The following is a 17,231-nucleotide window of genomic DNA, read 5'->3' on the forward strand; positions in this document are numbered from 1 at the left end:
TTATTTACTCAATTTTGATTTTTCATTTTTCAACTTCTTTCTTAAAATCGTTATCTTTTTATTATGCACAAGGGCTCTTGTGTTTGTAACAAAATAATTATGGTCACCATCGACTTCTATATTGTAGACGTCAACTTTTTTAGACACACACTTAATTTCCGATATTTTACAAGGTATATTCTTTATGGTTTTTAATTTATAACCAACCTTTAGCTTTTTAGCTTTCATCCACCCTAAATTTTCTACATAAAATGGATGTTCCGCAGTTACATGTATTCTCTCCTTCCCAAATTTTACTTCATAAACAATTGTTGTTTCTTTATGCAAAGTATTAATAACTTTATTTAACTTAATTTGATTGGTTGAGAAATTATATGAGTAAACACTATCTCCTATCGAGATTTTTTCAATTGGAACTAAATCTTTACTGCTATAAATAAATGTACCTGCTTCAAAACAAACACTATAATCAACTTTTTTTGAACCATCAGGATTTCTCATCCAACTAGTACTAGCATCTTTTCCGCCTTTCCACTCATTTAAGGCACCCCCAATATCCTCTTTATTTTCATAAACATCATAAGCAGTTAAAGCCCATCCAACATATGGAACGAGTCTTCCCAAGAATCTACCTACTACTCTTGTTCCTACTCTTTTTGCAAGTTTCTTGCTCACCACCCTAACTACTTTTCGTTGAGTTTTTTTTAAGGCTGTACTTTCCATTGGAAGGACCTTAGCTAATGTCCATGAGGCTATTGATGAACCAGGACTAGAAGCACATGCTCCTACAGGTTTTAAAGCTTTTATTGGTTGTCCAAGCATAATTAATACCGGGCCAAGCCAATTATTATTATTATTATTATTATCACTTGATGTAGCAACGGTGACTTCCGGTAATTGTCTGGCACTTATTGAATCTAGTCCAACTGGATCTATAAAATTTATTGGGTTATTTCCTACGTAGACATAAGGACTTTCATTGTAATGGACAGCAGAGGTGTTCGCATTTATTGCATTTTTAGGTGTCATTAAATTGAATATGCCCCCTGCATATTTCCTACCATCCGCTAAATCATCATCACCAACATCGTAACCTTCATTAACTAATTCTTCGCTATATTCTTTATCAAATTCAGATAGATATTCATCTTCCTGCAATGGATCAAGTATATTCCATCTTGCAATCACCGGATCATAGAACCGTGCACCATAATCATATTGATTCAGGTTATACTCATCTTGTAGCTCCTTGCCATTGTAAAGATACTTATTTGCAGTACTTCCCACCAGGTTCTTATCTGGGATCTGCATACCAAACGGATAATAATTGCTCTCTTGGATCAAAGTTCCAGCCTTATCAAGACTCACTCTTACATTACCCAGATGATCAATCAAGTTGTAGTTATACTCGAATGATGAGGTCTTGTTGACAGCTCTGCCTTCAGTTGTCTGTACAAATTCAACCGTATTACCGCTGTATTGAATGCCATTAACATAGTGGGTAGTACTGGTTCCAGCAACCTTTTTGAGTTTCTTACCCGTTGCATCGTAAGTATAACTGATCGTTCCTCCAGAAATGGTCATTGTTTGCGGAAGGTTCAACGTGTTGTATGAAATGGTAATCGCTTTGGCCCCGGTGCTTGCGGTCAGGTTGCCATTAGCATCGTATGCGCTGTAAGTAGTTGTTCCGGAAGGCTGGCCCAGCGTATTAGTGGCTAATGACTCCGTGACACTTGTCAAACGGTTGCCTGAATAAATGTAACTAAGGTTATCCACATTGTTTGACCGGCTCAGTGACAGGATATTGCCCATCAAGTCATAGCCACCAATGGTCTCATTATACGTTCCGTCATGAGATAGGGCATCTTTCAAGCGGTTCAGACCATCATAGGTGTAACTATAGGAAAGCAACTGGTTTCGGTTGCCATTTTTCCAGCTCATTGCCGAAATATTACCATTATATTGTGGAGTTGTTCCATCATCATACTTTAGTTCCAGTCCGAACTTATCCGAAGAGGTCAGACTTATATTTGCCGGATCATTGATCTTTTTCAACCAGCCGCGGACATTATAAGAATACTTAACAGTCTGTATATAGCTATTGCCATTATTAGTAGAATGTAGTTTTTTGGTCACTAATTGACCCAGTTCATTATAAACATAGTCCGCAAGTATTACCCTTGGTTCACTATTAATCTTCTCCATTTCCCGTATTTTTCGTCCTAAATGATCATATTGAAACCAGTTCAACACGGTTAAAGAACTTAGTCCTGTATGCCCCCGCTTAATGACCAATGGCTGGCCGGTAAAATTGTATTTGGTGTTGATTACATCTTTACCCCCCATGTAGTTCTGGTTATGCTGCTGGATCACTCGACCATCCTTATCATAATAGTTCACTGTCCACAGGAAATCAGTACTGCCTAGCACGTTAACCTTCGTTCCAGTTAACAAGCCGCGAACCATATCGCTTTTGGCGTTTAAAGTATCGGTTTGGTAAGGATACGTGCTTGCTTGGGGGAAGGAATAGTCATCATAATAATTGACTGTATACACCTGCGCTACACCGCTGGCAGGAAACGCAGCATTGCTGTAATCACTACCAGTAGCCCTGCTTTCCCATAAGGACGAAATCGCATTTACGGCCGAAACCATCTGGTTTTGTGTAACAGAAGACACATGTATATACTTACCGGTACTCACCACCCTGCCAAATACATCGTATTTTGTGTAGGTCCACTCTTTTGCAGCCCGTTGGTTACCATTCTGTGTCAAAACCAATTGATCCTGTTTATTGTACACCAGGTATTCCCAATCCTTTCCCGGAATCTTCTTTTCTACTAACCGCTTACGACCATCATAATGGTAACCATACATCAGATCTTTGAATTGGGTATCGGTTTCAACAAAACTGCTTACCGTTACTGCCGGAGGGAGCACATAGCGCAGGTTACCGAAATCATCGTATGCATAATAAGTTGACAATGTCTCAATTACTCCCTGCGGATTCTTATTATAGATACGCTTTAATACTACCCTGCCTAGCTTATCCTTGAACTCTTCCATCTTTCCAACCTGACCATTAGCCGTTTTCCAATTTTCATCCATCAGCGTTATCTTGTGTAGCTGACCAACCCCATAGTTAGTCGTCCCGGTAGCACCATTAGTGGTAACTGCCCACAGTTTGACTTCTGTGGCTGTATTGGTGCCGTATTCGGTTTTTACAGTATTACCCAATAAGGTGCTGCCGCCTGCAGCGTCTTTCAATACCCGGAATGCTTTGCCTGGCTGTCCCTGTTCGGTAACACGATTAAGTGGTGAAGGTTCAAATATTTGTTCCGAAAATGGAAAACTGGTCGTATCAACGGATTGTGTCGTAAGCTTATAATGTGCCCACACACCTTGGCCGGCTATTAAGGCATTGCTTCGATAAGCACTTGTGGGACAATCTGACGAAACATAAGGAAGGTATGTCTTTGCCTGTCTGCCAAAAGCATCATATTGCATTGGTTGCACAAGGTCGCGCTTATTCGAGCTCCCCTTTACTGTAACGATCTGCAGTGGACGACCAAGTCCGTCAAAGTACTGAACCTGTTGGTTGACCTCCTCTACAGATAATCCGGAAACCAAAGCCGGGTTGGTAACTCCTGATCTACGAACAGTATGGGTTAAGATGTAGTTTTGATCCTGTGAAGTTTGTTGCTGCAGTACCGTTACCATGATTGCGTTGCTGGAAACAGTCCCATAACAACCATTGGTTACGTTTCTGCGATAATAAGCCGTGGTTGTCAGGGCCGGTGCAGAATAGGTTGCCGCAGTAGCTCCGGAGATATTTGTCCAGGAACTACCGTCCAAGGAGCTTTGCCATTGATAGGTATAATTGCCATCCCCTCCATAAGGAGATGTTTGAGTGAAGGGTGTTGGACTAGAACCCGAACAAATCGTTTGGTTCCCGCTAATTGTTCCTGCTGTTAAGCCTGAACCAATAACCACATCTAAACAGGCAGACTCGATGTAATACTCATCATATGCTGTCACTCTTCCCGAGGTAGCACCACAGTTCCACTTTACCTCTATCCAGCTGCCATGATTAGCAACGATTTCACCGTTTTCCACATTGAAAAAATAAAACGGAGCACTATCTGAAACATAATAATTATAAACAAGCCCGTCAAATACCTCACTCTGCCCAATAATATAACCGATAGCCTTTCCTTTTGAATTGCCGCTTAAAGTCTTTGAAAACCCATTAAAACAAAGCAGTATACTTATAAGTAATAATGAAAAACGATTCACTAAATATTTGAATTTCATAGAAATATTAGTTTAAAAAACAACCAATCTTTGTAATACTCATTACTTGTCTTAATGTTTATAATTATAGTCTAAGACTTTAATGATATTACCATCCTGATCCTTGGTGCATTTTAAGCGGTGATAATCATCATACTCATAATACATCGTTTGACCCTTGATATCGGTAGAACTTGTCATACCTACTAATGGCTTGTAACTATAGCTGCTCATGTGGGCTCCTGCCGGATAGAGTTTAATGTCATCGATCAGCCCGGATCCGTAGAAACTAACTGAAGTAGCGTTAGTAAGGGTACGCTCATAACGGGTCCAGTTATTTAGCGATTGGGTACTTACCGGTGTGCCCAAAGTGCCTCCGGAAATGGTAAGTGATGCCCCCTGTTTAACCCAGTAAGAAAGTATGTAGGTTTGACTGGTCGTTAAACCGCTTCTTGTAATATAATCGGATGTCGTCGTACTCAATGCATAACATTTAGTGCCAATAGGAGCGCTCGGGTCTGTGGAGATACGTCCCTGGTTAAAACTCATATTACCTTTCCCCTCAGCTTCAAAACTTGTATGCGCTATTGTTTGCAACGGTGCATTGATGCCCTGTGCCACCGGGAACTGATTAGCATAATCCCATAAGTAGCTAACCGTTGTCCCGTTAGTAACGGTATACTGACTGAGGTTTCCATAAGAATTGTACTCATCAAACGTTAGCTTTGCTTCGAGACACGGATCGTATACCAGAGTTTCTGTGTTGTTACTAAGGTTTGCTTTTAGTGGTACGTAACTGCTCTTTAACAGAGGCTGCTCCAACACTGATGTATATTCCTTGTCCGGAAGGACGGTGTACTCAGGTGTACCGGTTCTGTTAATTTGCCAGCCTTTGTATCCGGTAAAACTGGCAGAGAGAACTTTTTCCTGACCAGAGATGGTAATGGTCTGCTGGGTTTCCAAAGGCTTTCCGATCATATTTGATCGAACCATAAAGCCTATAGGACAGCTTACAGCACTGGCAAGGCTATCAACCTGACTCACCACTTCTTGTGGATAACGGTAGTAGGTTTTTAACGGTTCATAATTGCTAGTCTGTTCGGTTTGCACCGATAGCTGGCCACGGCTGTTATAGCTATAGCTGGTAGTAGTAGTTGTTGTCCCTGCAGAACTATAGAGAGTTTCCTTCTTCTCCTTTAACTGCTTAGCACCGCTTTCAAGGGTATATTCGCCGAAACGAAAAAATGATGCGATATCGTTGTAGTAAGGTTGCCCCTCAATGTAATAAGCATCCTTCAACCGGGCATAAGGGCGCACCTTTAAGCCGCTAAAAACATTGAAGAAACTCTCATAACTTAGTACTGTTTCCTTTATCTTTTCATAAGCACCTGAAGCCGTCCTTCGGTATTCCAGCTGACTGCTTAGTTTGGGCTTATCCCAATACCGGTAACGGCTGGTATAGTGCGGGTAATCAAAGTATTTGCCTGACATGAAGAGATCCGCTACGGCATAACTGTTGGTACTAAATTGATAACCCAACTCATAATTATAAACGGTCTTACCTGCTGTTACACCCTCTGTAGCGGAACTAATGTATTCCGTTACCTGAGGATAAACCACCGGGCTTGAAATAAAGCCTCCCGGATCCACATCTCCTTGTACACTACTGGAATAGCTTACCACCCGCTGGGCTAACCAGTCGTCCCCGGCATGCAACTGAATCAATGGCGTTTGGCTTGCAAAATGCTTGTAGCTTAACAATAATGTAGCAACGCCGCTGCCGCTTTCATTCAATCCATATACATAGTCCCGAATGATCGACTGACCGGTGACACCGTCAGAACTCTTTATTTGTTTGATCCGTAAGCCTCCGCCATTCATGTCCTTCTCTGCAAGTTCACGGTAACGGTTAGACTCGTAAGTATACTGGGTCGTACCTCCTGTGGGATAGGTAATACTTTTTAGCGAATACATTGTTGGAGGAAAGTAACTATAAAGATCATCCCGCTGGGTGCCTGAGATAAAATGACTCATCGACACCAACCCAGTAGGTGGTTCTTGAGACAATAACCACATTTGATCATCCTCGAACTCCTTATGAAATACGTTATTAGAATTGACTGCCTGGTGGTAGTAACCCCATTGGTCGGCCACAAATGGGGAACCTGCAAGAATCTGATCTTTGTAATAACTGAATTTATACACTTCCACCTTTTTCCCCAGCTGATCACAGATGCTGACAGAGTCCAACAAGCCTCCATTGGAGTGGAACAAGATTTTTTTGTAAAGCTCATTACTTTTATTATAAATGGCAATCGAGGCGATAGATCCATTTGAATGTGAAATCTTTACGGTCTCATTCGGACCGGTGATTTGGTCTATGGCAAAAGAGATATAGGAACCGTCCGCACCTTCATCATTCAAATTGTAGAAAGAACTAAAATAATATATATCATTAAAGGATCTTTCTTCAGCAATGGTAAAGCTTCTGGCCTGAGACTTCCAGCCTCCGACATTGATCTGGGAATAATCAAAGTGAACCAACTCCTGCAAAGGTGAAATAATATCTGTCAGGGCCCATGCTGTATTTACCCTGCCGTTATATGGTGAAGAGGTTGTTTCACACACATAGTTACCCTTTAACGACATGGACTCACCGAAATGATAATTATTACCTGTCCCATCAGTCATCTTAAAGCCCAATATGCCGGGGGCAAAATTGTTGATGCTTGTGCCAGTGGAATAGGAGGTCAGTAGCAGTGAGCTTTCATCCAGGTTTTGAATCAGTTTGTTCTTGCGATCCTTGATGATAAAACTACCGGATTCTGCCGGTAGCGAGTAACTGAACTGATCATATTCTCCGTCCAATTGCATGTCGTAACTGCAACTCGGTCGATCGCTCTCATTGGGTGGCATAAAACGGGCCACGTATTTATCCAGTTCGGTTCCTTCATTTACCCGGCTAATGGCATCACTGAAATCATCCGGCATCGTTTCCCGCTCATCAGCATAACCATACATCGTGCGGGAGATACGATACCCGGGATTAACCACCCAGCCAAGTCCCACCTGTCCCCGTTCCTGGCCCACTTTAATGCCTGAGCCGTGATAAGAAAGACTTATAGGAATGGTAAGACCTCCTTTAAGCTGAATCGTGTACAATGGGATGGAAACATCGGCAAGACCATTATACATATTCACCGGATGAGTAATGTATTTGGTAAATTCCGCTGTTACTGGAGAAGGGGGCAATACTCCAGGAGATTTTTGGCCGTAAACAGTCCTTATAGTTGCTCCCGCAACCATTAAAAGAATAATTAACCTTTTCATAAGAATCACTTTCAGCTTACTTTTCTGCTTAATTCTTTATTCTCCTGTTGCAGACTGATCACCTTCTCGAGGGAATATAACCTCGTACTTAACAAAGTCCTTTCTTTGATGGTATCAGTCGTGACACTGGTACTGTATTCTTTTACAGATGCTGATAGGTTTTGTGAAAAAACTGCGCATAGCAGTATAATCAAAAGTAGAGTAGAGTATTTCATGTATTATTAATTAAAATAAGAGCTTACAATAGTTTCATAGGTATTCAGAGCTAATTTCCAGATGTTTTCTGTTTAAGCACCTTTGAAGATTAGATCTTTATTTTTTTAAGATATTTAACCTTCATAATGATTTTGATTGCTTGAAAACAAAGGTGTTATTAGTATTGCTGATGAAACATGTTTTTGATCATGTTACCATATCTGTCAAGTTAATTAGCTGTATTATTCTCTTTTTGCGGTGTGGTTATTCTTAAGGCACGACACCTTACGGAAGAACAGTCAAAGAAATGGGTTCAAAGTAAAGGAAGAGCGTCAAATAGTTTCCTGGGAAGATATTGAAGCTTGGGATGCCGTACAGTTGCTCCTACTTGTACCTTTCAATGTGAAAATGTTACTATTCAAGGTCCTGCAGAGTTTTGTGTAAATGCACAATATTCAATTGCAAATCTGCCAAGTGATGTTAATGTTTATTGGTCTACCAACGGAAGTGTAGATGTAAAGGGAACTTCCAATCAACCGACTGTAACTCTTGAAAAAAGCTAGTGACGGTCCGGGGACTTTATTTGCATTCTTATCTAAAGCAGGATGCTCAACAACAACCTATGTTACAAAAATGTTTTAGTGCCAACATTAAATCCAACTTTAAGGTCAAATACTTTAGAGGTTGGTCAAGAGTGTTGGATTTCTATAAATAACCCAAGGCCTGATGAGGGAAATTTACATGTAACCGTTACGATTACCGATGCTTGTGGGATTACGACTACAATTAACAATACATATTACATAACTGGTCTTAATCTGACTATGTACCCAAATCCTGCTAACGAACAGATTACAATTTCTTTAATGGATGAAAACATATAATCCACCGGCATAACTTTCATAAGAAAGCATTCCAGTTGGAGCATTTCTAACATCGCTTGTCAATGTTGTTGTAATAGGAATTAACCAAAGAAGTTTTTTGGTGTAGGTCACTTTGTTATAATATACTTGGTTGCCTCCACCATCTGCGGTGGCATACAATTGCATATCCGCTTTTATTTCACTCCTTCCCGGCAGTACACCTAATACTAATGAGGGTTGCCCTGTAAGAAATCCAATAGCCGGAAATAATGGAGGTACTACTGTTCCTATTAAATCACTTAAAAAAGTAGTGTTTGCTTTCCCTGCATAGTAGACTAAGGAACTTCCTGGTACTGATGCTTGAGGCGTTGCACATTCTGCACCATTGCTAACAGCAATCATTTTGAATGGAATCCCTGTTACTCCGGCAGGATAACCATAGTTTTTTAATTCTAATTGGCCAAGCATCATGAAATGAGTTATCAACTACACCTTTAAAATCAACATAGTTGATCAACATTTGTCTTGCAGCCGGAGTACTTGCAATCTCCATTTTTTGCTTTAACCCAGGTCTACCTGCCAACCAAAGAATACTTTCGACTGCTATAGCGATAGGGGTTCTTATATACAGACTTTTTGCATGATTGGCTAAATATTGGTAAGCCAATGGAACGCTTGCACCCTGGTGTGGAGAATCAAAACTAATGTACAATTTGGTTTGATGATTCTCCCCACTATTTTCCATTCCTTTTAATGCATACCTTGCTACTAATCCACCCATACTAATACCTAGAACTATGTTTGGATTTGTACTTCCTGATTGTGCTTTTCGAAGATTCACCTCCCTAATTGCCTGTTTTAAAACAATTGCGTTATTTTTAATATCATCAGTACCATTTATCCAATCAATATAAACAATATCATACTTCTGTATATCTACTAAATCGGTCTTAAGGTTACTAGCTGGTATACCGTCTTTGAATGTAACAATATTTGTTATGCCGTATTTTTTATTGGGCATCAGAATATTCGCTGGATCAAATCCTTCAGCAACTATAAGAGGTTTTTGCAATCCAAGAGCAGGAGAAGCATATGCAATTGTCATATATCCACTATATGTTTTCCCTGATTCGGTTACATTAATTGGAAGTGTAACACTTGATGGATAAGATTCAACTACAGAGATTTGTATTTCAATTTTTGATCTTGAATACAATGTTGTCCCATCGGTTAAGTTTAATTTAAATTTGATCTCCTTTACACCAAAATTTGAGTATGTAACCGAAATATTTTGGCCTATGGTTACAGTTCGATATCCAAGGCCATCACCTGCATCAAATTGTAAATTATTCACCAGTGAAGCTACATTTGTGAACCAGAGATTTGATGGCATTGTAAATATTTGTGCTTTACCCTCAAACCCATCACTTACAGTGCTAATAGCAAAAACCTTCTGTTTGTCATAAGGATCCTGCCATGTACCTGAAACATACTTATCATAAACTTGATTATTTATCACTTGCACTTTACCACTTTGCAAAGCATCATCTTTAAATTTTGAATACCCGTAAAACAATCCGTTTAAAATAATTTTACCCGGCTGTGATAAAGACATGCCTTGGTCGTATACACTAGAAAGATCAGTAAAAGTTGGCGCACTTGAGCTGATTTTGGCAGAAACCAATGTATTATAAATTGAGCCAAAGACACTTCCGTCGACATAATTACTGTCGGTTAGAGCAACACCATTATAGTTTTGAAGATCTGTTTGTTCTAGGGCAATATCTTTGAGTAGACCATATGGCACCCTGCTTACTTCAAGATGAGAAAAAACCTGTTGCATCTGTAAAGCAAAATCTGTATTTACTGAATCAACAGTTGCCTTTATTGCACTTAAAGAAGTAGTAATATTGCCATAATTTGAGCCATTACCCTCAGAAACAACATAGTAATCACCGGCTGGAAGTTCCTTTTGTAAAGAGGCTGCTTGTCCGGAACAAAGAGGCCCATTATCATTATTAGAGCTTATTAATGTTCCTGAAGAATTTAATAAATAAACATAAGTGTCGAAAGTGGTACCGCAATGACTAATTTTTACTAAAGCATTGCTGGGTATTGTAAATTTATAATAAATATCATCACTTAGTTGACCAAAATCATTTGCATAGCCATTTGTGGGATTATTGTTTTTAGTATCGGAATATGAAGCTCCTAATATTAGAGTTCCGACATTAATTGGGTTACTTAAGTTTTTGCCTTGCCCAAATGCGTTAAATGATTGAACAAATAGAATAAAGCAAACTAAAAAATAGGTAGGTATTTTTCTTTTCATATGGTTTTTTAATAACTATTTCACATATTTCATATCAAATCTTCCATCTCTTATTTCAACCTTTTCTCCTTCAGATGAAATTGCGTCAAACCAAAATGTTCCAGAAACTATTTGTTTCTCCTTATCCATCTTAATAATCTTTAATTCGCCTGTAACAGTTGAGTTTGTTGAATATGAAATCTCTTTTTCTAAGCATCCTGGATAATGAACATATTCGGCATTCATTTTTCCATCTTCATTTGTATCAAGTTTATAGGTTTTATTTTCTTCCACTTGGATTAAATTGCCATTGATATCAATTGAAGTAATCTCGCATTCCTTATCGGACTCTCTTGAAGCAGACACATTAAAAAAGAAACCAAAACTGTCTGGATTAGATATAAATTGATAAGTTGCCGTGGTGGCTGGACTGCCCGCAAAAGGGTTTTTCTTAGGTAAAAAAATCCTACCGTTGACAAGACAGCCGAATGTTCCTTTTCCTTCTTGGGTTATAGGAGGAAGTGTTGATACATCCTGCTTTTCCTTTTTACAGGATATAAAGGTAAATAGTAGAAGGATGATTGATAGATGTTTTCTCATTGTTAAATTAAATAATTAATAGTTTACAAAGAATATAAAAGCCTATTACGTGTTAGTAAACTAAATGTTAACTAAAAGTAAATTTGACAAAAAGCCTAATCAATGCCTAAATTGACTAGGCCTCATATCTATGCCGTATTTAGTGGCATTAAAAATTTAAAAATTATTGGCTCTCTTTCTATTTATTATATACTTAGTAATTGAAGGGCTAAAGGAAAGCCTGTAACATATTTCTCTTTAGTTGAAGGTCTTATCTTAACCCCAAAGTCTTAAACCTGAACGCTTCTTATAAACTCAAATGACTTGAACCACCCTTTATTGACCCTGTAATTATTAAAATTCCTTTCAAGTGTTCAAACAATTTCTCATCAGGGCTATAACTTCAGCATTTGACCAATATCAATTTTACTATAAAAAATTGATCCTCCTATCTTCTTATAAGGTAGCTTCCTTGTTTTGCGTAGAGTTTGCAATATACCTGGAGATATCTTCAATAATTTACAAACCTCCCAGCTTTTTAAATACTCGGATTGTAAAATCGTGCCACTGGACAATAATTTCCTCACTTCTTCCAACAGTTCTTTTTTGAATTCATTTAGATCTTCTTTTGTGATTATTTCTATTTGCATATCTAGATTTTTTCTTTACAATCTATCAGTTAGTAAGCATTCTGGTTATATATGTCTACCCTTGTATTGCATTATTATCGCAACACTCGAAGTATTGAGTTATTGTTAGGCTCGAATTTCTTTTGCAAGTTTTTCATATCTCTTTTAATCTTCATCTCTTTCACCTTAGAATAGGATTGAGTTGTACGTATTGACTTATGCCCAAGCATATCACTCACTGTTTCAATTGGAACATCATTATTTAATGTTACTGTTGTTGCAAACGTATGTCTTGCTATATGAGTTGTAAGTCCAAACGAGAAGTCAAGAAACTCTGTGATTTTCTTTAGGCTTCGATTATATACCTGATTGGAAGGAACCGGAAGACAAACCTTCTTTCTTATACATTTAGGGTAATCTTTATATAGTTTAAGTATGGCAATTGCTTTAGGAAGCATTAAGATAGACATTCTTTTTTCTGAATACCGCTTAGTTTTCTTTCGAACAATTTTAAGCCATTGATCATTGTCAGAATCAAATTCAATATGAGAAGGTGTTAAGGCTTTAATTTCCATATAGGCAAGACCAGTATAACAACTAAAAACAAATAGATCACGAATCGTATTAAGTTGTTCATTTTTGAAATCAGTATTCTCTAATTTAGAAAGCTCTTTTTCATCTAAACACTGATGTTCTCGCATTATAATATTCTTTTCATAAAAAGAACATGGATTAATAATTAACCATTGCTTCTTAAGAGCTAGCCCTAAAATCCGGTTAAATCTATCAATATGTTTAATTACTGTATTGTTACTACATCTCCGCTGCTTGGGATCAGGTTTCCTTTTTAACAGGTAACTTTCAAATTGAGCTATGAAATTAAAATCAATGGAGGTTAACCGAATATCATCCGTTTTAAGTTTTAATGTCATAAACTCTTTGAGATACCGATCTGTTGTCCTGTAATTTTTTAAAGAGCCTTCTTCTAGTTTAGAGGTAAATAGTTCAAAGAAGTCATTCAACAGTTCCAAAAGCATTGGTTCACCATTGATAGTTCCAAGAATACGACCTTTTAATATATCAGCATTAAACGGCTTCTTGTTGTCCAATATTTCCTTATGAATTGCAGCTGCATCAAATTTGACTTTATCGATATAGGAATTTATATCAATTGCTTGTTGAGAACTACCTTTAACATAACCTACCTTCTGATCCCATTTCGATATATCAATCTCTCTTTTTAGCGAAAATTCCTTTCTTACACTCCCTACTGAGATACGGCAATAGATCAATCCTTTGTTGACGCTATTAACAGAAGAACGGATCAAAAATTTTAAAGAATAGTTTCTCATCACAAATCACATTAAAATGAAACAATTCGCTTTAAAAGGCGATTTAACTCACTGATTTTCAAATAAAATGAGACAAATGGATACAAGTTTAATTAATTGATTAACAATTACTTAAATATATCATTTAATCAATTTATTAAACATAAATCAACTCACCAATAGCTCACCAGAAATTTGATTTGTTTTGATTTTAGATGATAGGAGAAAAAGAAAAAACCCTCTAAATCATATAATTTAGAGGGTTTTGACTTTGCTTGTTAAGCTTGTGGTCGGGGTGGTAGAATTCGAATCTAAGTCCACATATCCTGTTCAACATTATATAAGTAAAAAATCAAAAACTTTTCGTTGTTTTAGGATTTCTTATTATAATTCTAATTGTTTAAAGCATGTAATAAGTATATAATTAAAAAACAACCCGAGTATACAACTCGTTGTGATATCACCAACAACTTATGCCTCAAATTAACCCCATAAGAAGCTTATATTATGGGCAATACTACCGCTAAAAATATAACACCAGAACTAGCTGTTCAAATTCTAAAAAAATACGGCACTGAAATAACAATTGAAGAAGCCAAATTAGTTTTGCATATCCTAAATAAATTAGCAAACTTAGCTATAAATCAAATATCTATTTATGAAAACGGCTGATTTATATATTAGAGTAAGCACAGATGAACAAGCTGATAAAGGTTATTCGCTTCGCAGCCAGGAAGACACTTTACTGAAATACTGTGAACTCAATTCTATAAAAATTCGTAATATAATTTCTGAAGACCATTCAGCAAAAACGTTCATTCGCCCGGAGTGGACCAAACTTTTAGTCAATCTCAAAAAAAATAAAGGCAAAACTGATTTGATATTATTTACAAAATGGGATCGCTTTAGCCGAAATGCAAGTGATGCTTATCTTATGATTAGTGCACTTCGCAAATTAGGAGTGGAACCTATGGCAATTGAACAACCATTGGATACAACAATTCCTGAAAACAAAATGATGCTTGCCGTTTACTTAACTGCACCTGAAATTGAAAATGACCGTAGGGCCTTAAATACCTTTTATGGAATAAGACAGGCAAAAAAAGAAGGTCGCTGGATGGGAATTGCACCGATAGGTTACGTGAACAAAACTTATGAAAATGGAAAAAAATATATTGCATTAATTGAACCTCAAGCTTCAATAATGCGATGGGTATTTGAAGAAATTGCACAAGGGATATATTCTTCAGAACAAATCTTAAAAATGGCAAGAGAAAAAGGATTAATCTGTAGTAAAAATAATTTTTATACAGCAATCAAAAACCCTTGCTACTGTGGAAAGATAACCTTAGCAAAATTTAAAGATGAGGAGGCTCGTTTAATCCAAGGTCAGCATGAATCATTGATTTCGGAGTCCCTATTTTATAAAGTACAGGATATACTAATGGGGAGAAAAAAACAATATGGCACTCCAGTTGTGTCACCTGAAATGTTACCTCTAAGAGGATTTCTTAAATGCCCTAAATGTACAAGGATGTTAACAGGGAGTGCTTCAAAAGGTAGGAATAAATATTTCTATTACTACCATTGTACTTCTAGTTGCGGCTGTCGATTTAGAGCTGATTTAGTCAACCAGTCATTTATTGATAATCTTAAAAATTTTATTCCAAGACCTGGAATGATTGAACTATATAAGGGAGTCATTATTGATCAATTCAATAATAAAACCAAGTTTTCTAAGGATGAGCGCAGGAAAATTGTTGTACTTATTGAGGCTCAAAACAATCGTTTAAGTAAAGCCAGAGAATTGTTGTTAGTTAATGATATTGATCCAACGGATTACCGATTAATAAAAAAGGAATGTGAAGAGAAAATCATTAGACTAGAAGCTCAATTAAATAATCTGACATTAGATCCACTGCACAAAAATGATTTAAACTTATTATTGGAGAAAGTCGCCCTAAATCTATCCAAACTGGATATTATCTATACAAACTCAAATTCGGAGGCTAAAAGAATGATCATTGGTTCGATCTACCCTGAAAAATTGACTTTTGACGGATTTCAACATCGAACCACTTATGTCAACGAAGCAATCTCGGAACAGGAACAAAAGTTGTGGAGTTTAGGATAAAAGCTGATTTTTGTGGATCAAAAAAAGAATAATGCACGATTCCTTTCAAGCCCTTCTTCACTTGGTTATTCCCGAAGGTGTTTCAGATTATTTCAAACTGGTTGACCATAAAGCTGAAGCCAACTCCATTCATATTTACCTGGAAGAACTCAATAGCATTCCCCTGGAGTACCAGTCCAACCGGCTGCAATCCAAAGGTTTTTTCGATGAAGTGATTTTACAGGATTTTCCCCTCCGTGGCCGGGAGGTGTTCTTGCACGTGAAGCGTCGCCGATGGCTGAATTTAGATAGCAATAAAGTGGTTTTCCGTAACTGGGAGGTAGTGGCCAAGGGAACGCGAATCACCCAGGATTTTGCCGCTTTTTTAAAAGCTATCAGCCGATACCAAGGCACATAGCCTGCAAACGATCGGTTCATTTTATGGTGTTAACGGAAAGAAACTACAGCGCTATTATCGGGATAAACTCAGTGACTACTCCCTTTGGGAACACAAAGAGAATGCTCGCAAGGGACTTGTTTTTGAACAGAATATGGGACCTTTTCTATCGATTGATGAAACCTCGCTGTCTCACGGAGAACTCTATACGGTGGTGACCAACAAGCAAGCAAAAGGGAAGGCAGGAACTTTAGTGGCCATTATGGAAGGCACCAAGTCGGAAACGATCATCCCTTTGCTGCAAAAGCTATCGCTGAAACAACGCAATAAGGTACAGGAAATAACCCTGGACCTGGCGGGCAACATGAGCCTGATTGCCAAGAAGTGTTTTCCCAATGCCACCCGGGTGATCGATCGGTTTCATGTGCAGCAGTTGGCCACAGAAGCCTTGCAGGAGATAAGAATTAAATACCGCTGGCAAGCAATCGATGCAGAAAATCAAGCAATAGAAGATGCTAAAACAGCCCAAGTAACCTACTGCCCTCCGGTTCTCTCCAATGGAGATACGCTCAAGCAGCTGCTGGCCAGAAGCAGGTACCTCTTGTATAAAAAAGAGGATAACTGGACTGCCGAACAGGCCCAGAGGGCCGGCCTGTTATTTGAAAAATACCCCGATCTAAGAAAAGCCTATGAACTCACTCAAAAACTATCCTGGATCTTTAGTACTACCACAGATAAATTATATGCTTTTGCAAGATTGGCCAAATGGAACGAACTGGTGGAACAATCGGGATTCAAGTCTTTCAATACCCTCTCCAGAACAATTATTAATCACCATCAACACATTCTTAACTACTTTGATAACAAAAGCACCAATGCTTCTGCCGAATCGTTCAATGCCAAGATCAAAGCGTTCAGAGCTCAATACAGGGGTGTGGGAAATGTGAATTTTTTCCTTTTCAGGCTGGCTAAATTATATGCTTAGTCCACAGATTTTGGACCTGATCCGCAATCTCACTTATCTATCAGATTAACAAGGAGTTATATCACAAAATAAATGGGACAAATTCGAATAATCTCGATTTGTCCCATCAAGGGTGGAATATGGGGCTCGAACCCACGACCTCCTGAACCACAATCAGGCGCTCTAACCAACTGAGCTAAAACCACCGTTTATTTCCCGTTTGGGA

13 protein-coding genes and 1 tRNA gene are annotated in these 17,231 nt (G+C 38.1%); 6 read left to right on the plus strand and 8 right to left on the minus strand.

Going from position 1 to position 17,231, the window contains the following annotated elements:
- Both SOLCA_RS10760 and SOLCA_RS10765 read right to left on the minus strand, forming a co-directional pair.
- A complete protein-coding gene (locus tag SOLCA_RS10760; protein WP_014680475.1) occupies positions 1-4,314 on the minus strand; it encodes a DUF6443 domain-containing protein in 4,314 nt (1,437 codons plus the stop codon).
- 51 nt (positions 4,315-4,365) lie between these two features.
- On the minus strand, positions 4,366-7,623 hold the full coding sequence (locus tag SOLCA_RS10765) for a hypothetical protein (protein WP_042479663.1): 3,258 nt from the start codon (positions 7,621-7,623) through the stop codon (positions 4,366-4,368).
- Positions 7,624-8,180: 557 nt separating this feature from the next.
- On the opposite strand from SOLCA_RS10765, the gene SOLCA_RS10770 reads away from it, so the two are divergent.
- On the plus strand, positions 8,181-8,381 hold the full coding sequence (locus SOLCA_RS10770; RefSeq protein ID WP_042479665.1) for a hypothetical protein: 201 nt from the start codon (positions 8,181-8,183) through the stop codon (positions 8,379-8,381).
- Between the two features lie 42 nt (positions 8,382-8,423).
- Complete coding sequence (locus SOLCA_RS23335; protein ID WP_014680477.1) at positions 8,424-8,702, plus strand: hypothetical protein; 279 nt, start codon at positions 8,424-8,426, stop codon at positions 8,700-8,702.
- Here the strand turns inward: SOLCA_RS23335 and SOLCA_RS10780 are convergent.
- From SOLCA_RS10780 to SOLCA_RS10800, 5 genes are all read right to left on the minus strand, one after another.
- Positions 8,682-9,083 (minus strand): hypothetical protein, encoded by a 402-nt coding sequence (locus SOLCA_RS10780; RefSeq protein ID WP_042479669.1) that lies wholly within the window; start codon positions 9,081-9,083, stop codon positions 8,682-8,684. The genes SOLCA_RS23335 and SOLCA_RS10780 overlap by 21 nt on opposite strands.
- Positions 9,070-11,013, minus strand: a complete 1,944-nt coding sequence (locus SOLCA_RS10785) for a PPC domain-containing protein (protein ID WP_042479671.1) — start codon at positions 11,011-11,013, stop codon at positions 9,070-9,072. Before SOLCA_RS10785 ends, SOLCA_RS10780 begins: the two co-directional genes overlap by 14 nt.
- A 15-nt stretch (positions 11,014-11,028) precedes the next feature.
- Positions 11,029-11,592, minus strand: a complete 564-nt coding sequence (locus SOLCA_RS10790; RefSeq protein ID WP_014680478.1) for a DUF6252 family protein — start codon at positions 11,590-11,592, stop codon at positions 11,029-11,031.
- Between the two features lie 374 nt (positions 11,593-11,966).
- Positions 11,967-12,221, minus strand: coding sequence for a helix-turn-helix domain-containing protein (locus tag SOLCA_RS10795; protein WP_014680479.1), 255 nt, complete (start codon positions 12,219-12,221; stop codon positions 11,967-11,969).
- A gap of 74 nt (positions 12,222-12,295) precedes the next feature.
- Entirely contained in the window at positions 12,296-13,552 is a 1,257-nt protein-coding gene (locus tag SOLCA_RS10800) for a site-specific integrase (protein WP_014680480.1), read from the minus strand.
- A gap of 486 nt (positions 13,553-14,038) precedes the next feature.
- On the opposite strand from SOLCA_RS10800, the gene SOLCA_RS23340 reads away from it, so the two are divergent.
- From SOLCA_RS23340 to SOLCA_RS10815, 4 genes are read left to right on the plus strand one after another with little or no spacing between them, the layout of a single operon-like run.
- Entirely contained in the window at positions 14,039-14,203 is a 165-nt protein-coding gene (locus tag SOLCA_RS23340; RefSeq protein WP_014680481.1) for a hypothetical protein, read from the plus strand.
- Positions 14,190-15,665 (plus strand): recombinase family protein, encoded by a 1,476-nt coding sequence (locus SOLCA_RS10805; RefSeq protein ID WP_014680482.1) that lies wholly within the window; start codon positions 14,190-14,192, stop codon positions 15,663-15,665. The genes SOLCA_RS23340 and SOLCA_RS10805 overlap by 14 nt, the downstream gene beginning before the upstream one ends.
- A gap of 31 nt (positions 15,666-15,696) precedes the next feature.
- Entirely contained in the window at positions 15,697-16,062 is a 366-nt protein-coding gene (locus SOLCA_RS23480; RefSeq protein WP_042479674.1) for an ISAon1 family transposase N-terminal region protein, read from the plus strand.
- A gap of 10 nt (positions 16,063-16,072) precedes the next feature.
- Positions 16,073-17,026 carry an ISAon1 family transposase gene (locus tag SOLCA_RS10815; RefSeq protein ID WP_042479364.1) on the plus strand — a complete coding sequence of 318 codons (954 nt, stop codon included), beginning with the start codon at positions 16,073-16,075 and terminating at the stop codon, positions 17,024-17,026.
- Positions 17,027-17,136: 110 nt separating this feature from the next.
- Here the strand turns inward: SOLCA_RS10815 and SOLCA_RS10820 are convergent.
- Positions 17,137-17,212: transfer RNA gene (locus SOLCA_RS10820), tRNA-His, on the minus strand.
- Positions 17,213-17,231 lie beyond the last annotated feature (19 nt).

It is taken from the genome of Solitalea canadensis DSM 3403, from assembly GCF_000242635.2.
GTDB classification, from domain to species: Bacteria; Bacteroidota; Bacteroidia; order Sphingobacteriales; family Sphingobacteriaceae; genus Solitalea; species Solitalea canadensis.

What these genes read in the sequence shown, in the direction of transcription:
- SOLCA_RS10800 (WP_014680480.1), bottom strand. Translation starts at nt 13,552, where the DNA reads ATGAGAAACTATTCTTTAAAATTTTTGATCCGTTCTTCTGTTAATAGC.
- SOLCA_RS10780 (WP_042479669.1), bottom strand. Translation starts at nt 9,083, where the DNA reads ATGATTGCTGTTAGCAATGGTGCAGAATGTGCAACGCCTCAAGCATCA.
- SOLCA_RS23335 (WP_014680477.1), top strand. Translation starts at nt 8,424, where the DNA reads ATGCTCAACAACAACCTATGTTACAAAAATGTTTTAGTGCCAACATTA.
- SOLCA_RS10805 (WP_014680482.1), top strand. Translation starts at nt 14,190, where the DNA reads ATGAAAACGGCTGATTTATATATTAGAGTAAGCACAGATGAACAAGCT.
- SOLCA_RS23480 (WP_042479674.1), top strand. Translation starts at nt 15,697, where the DNA reads ATGCACGATTCCTTTCAAGCCCTTCTTCACTTGGTTATTCCCGAAGGT.
- SOLCA_RS23340 (WP_014680481.1), top strand. Translation starts at nt 14,039, where the DNA reads ATGGGCAATACTACCGCTAAAAATATAACACCAGAACTAGCTGTTCAA.
- SOLCA_RS10795 (WP_014680479.1), bottom strand. Translation starts at nt 12,221, where the DNA reads ATGCAAATAGAAATAATCACAAAAGAAGATCTAAATGAATTCAAAAAA.
- SOLCA_RS10765 (WP_042479663.1), bottom strand. Translation starts at nt 7,623, where the DNA reads ATGAAAAGGTTAATTATTCTTTTAATGGTTGCGGGAGCAACTATAAGG.
- SOLCA_RS10785 (WP_042479671.1), bottom strand. Translation starts at nt 11,013, where the DNA reads ATGAAAAGAAAAATACCTACCTATTTTTTAGTTTGCTTTATTCTATTT.
- SOLCA_RS10760 (WP_014680475.1), bottom strand. Translation starts at nt 4,314, where the DNA reads ATGAAATTCAAATATTTAGTGAATCGTTTTTCATTATTACTTATAAGT.
- SOLCA_RS10790 (WP_014680478.1), bottom strand. Translation starts at nt 11,592, where the DNA reads ATGAGAAAACATCTATCAATCATCCTTCTACTATTTACCTTTATATCC.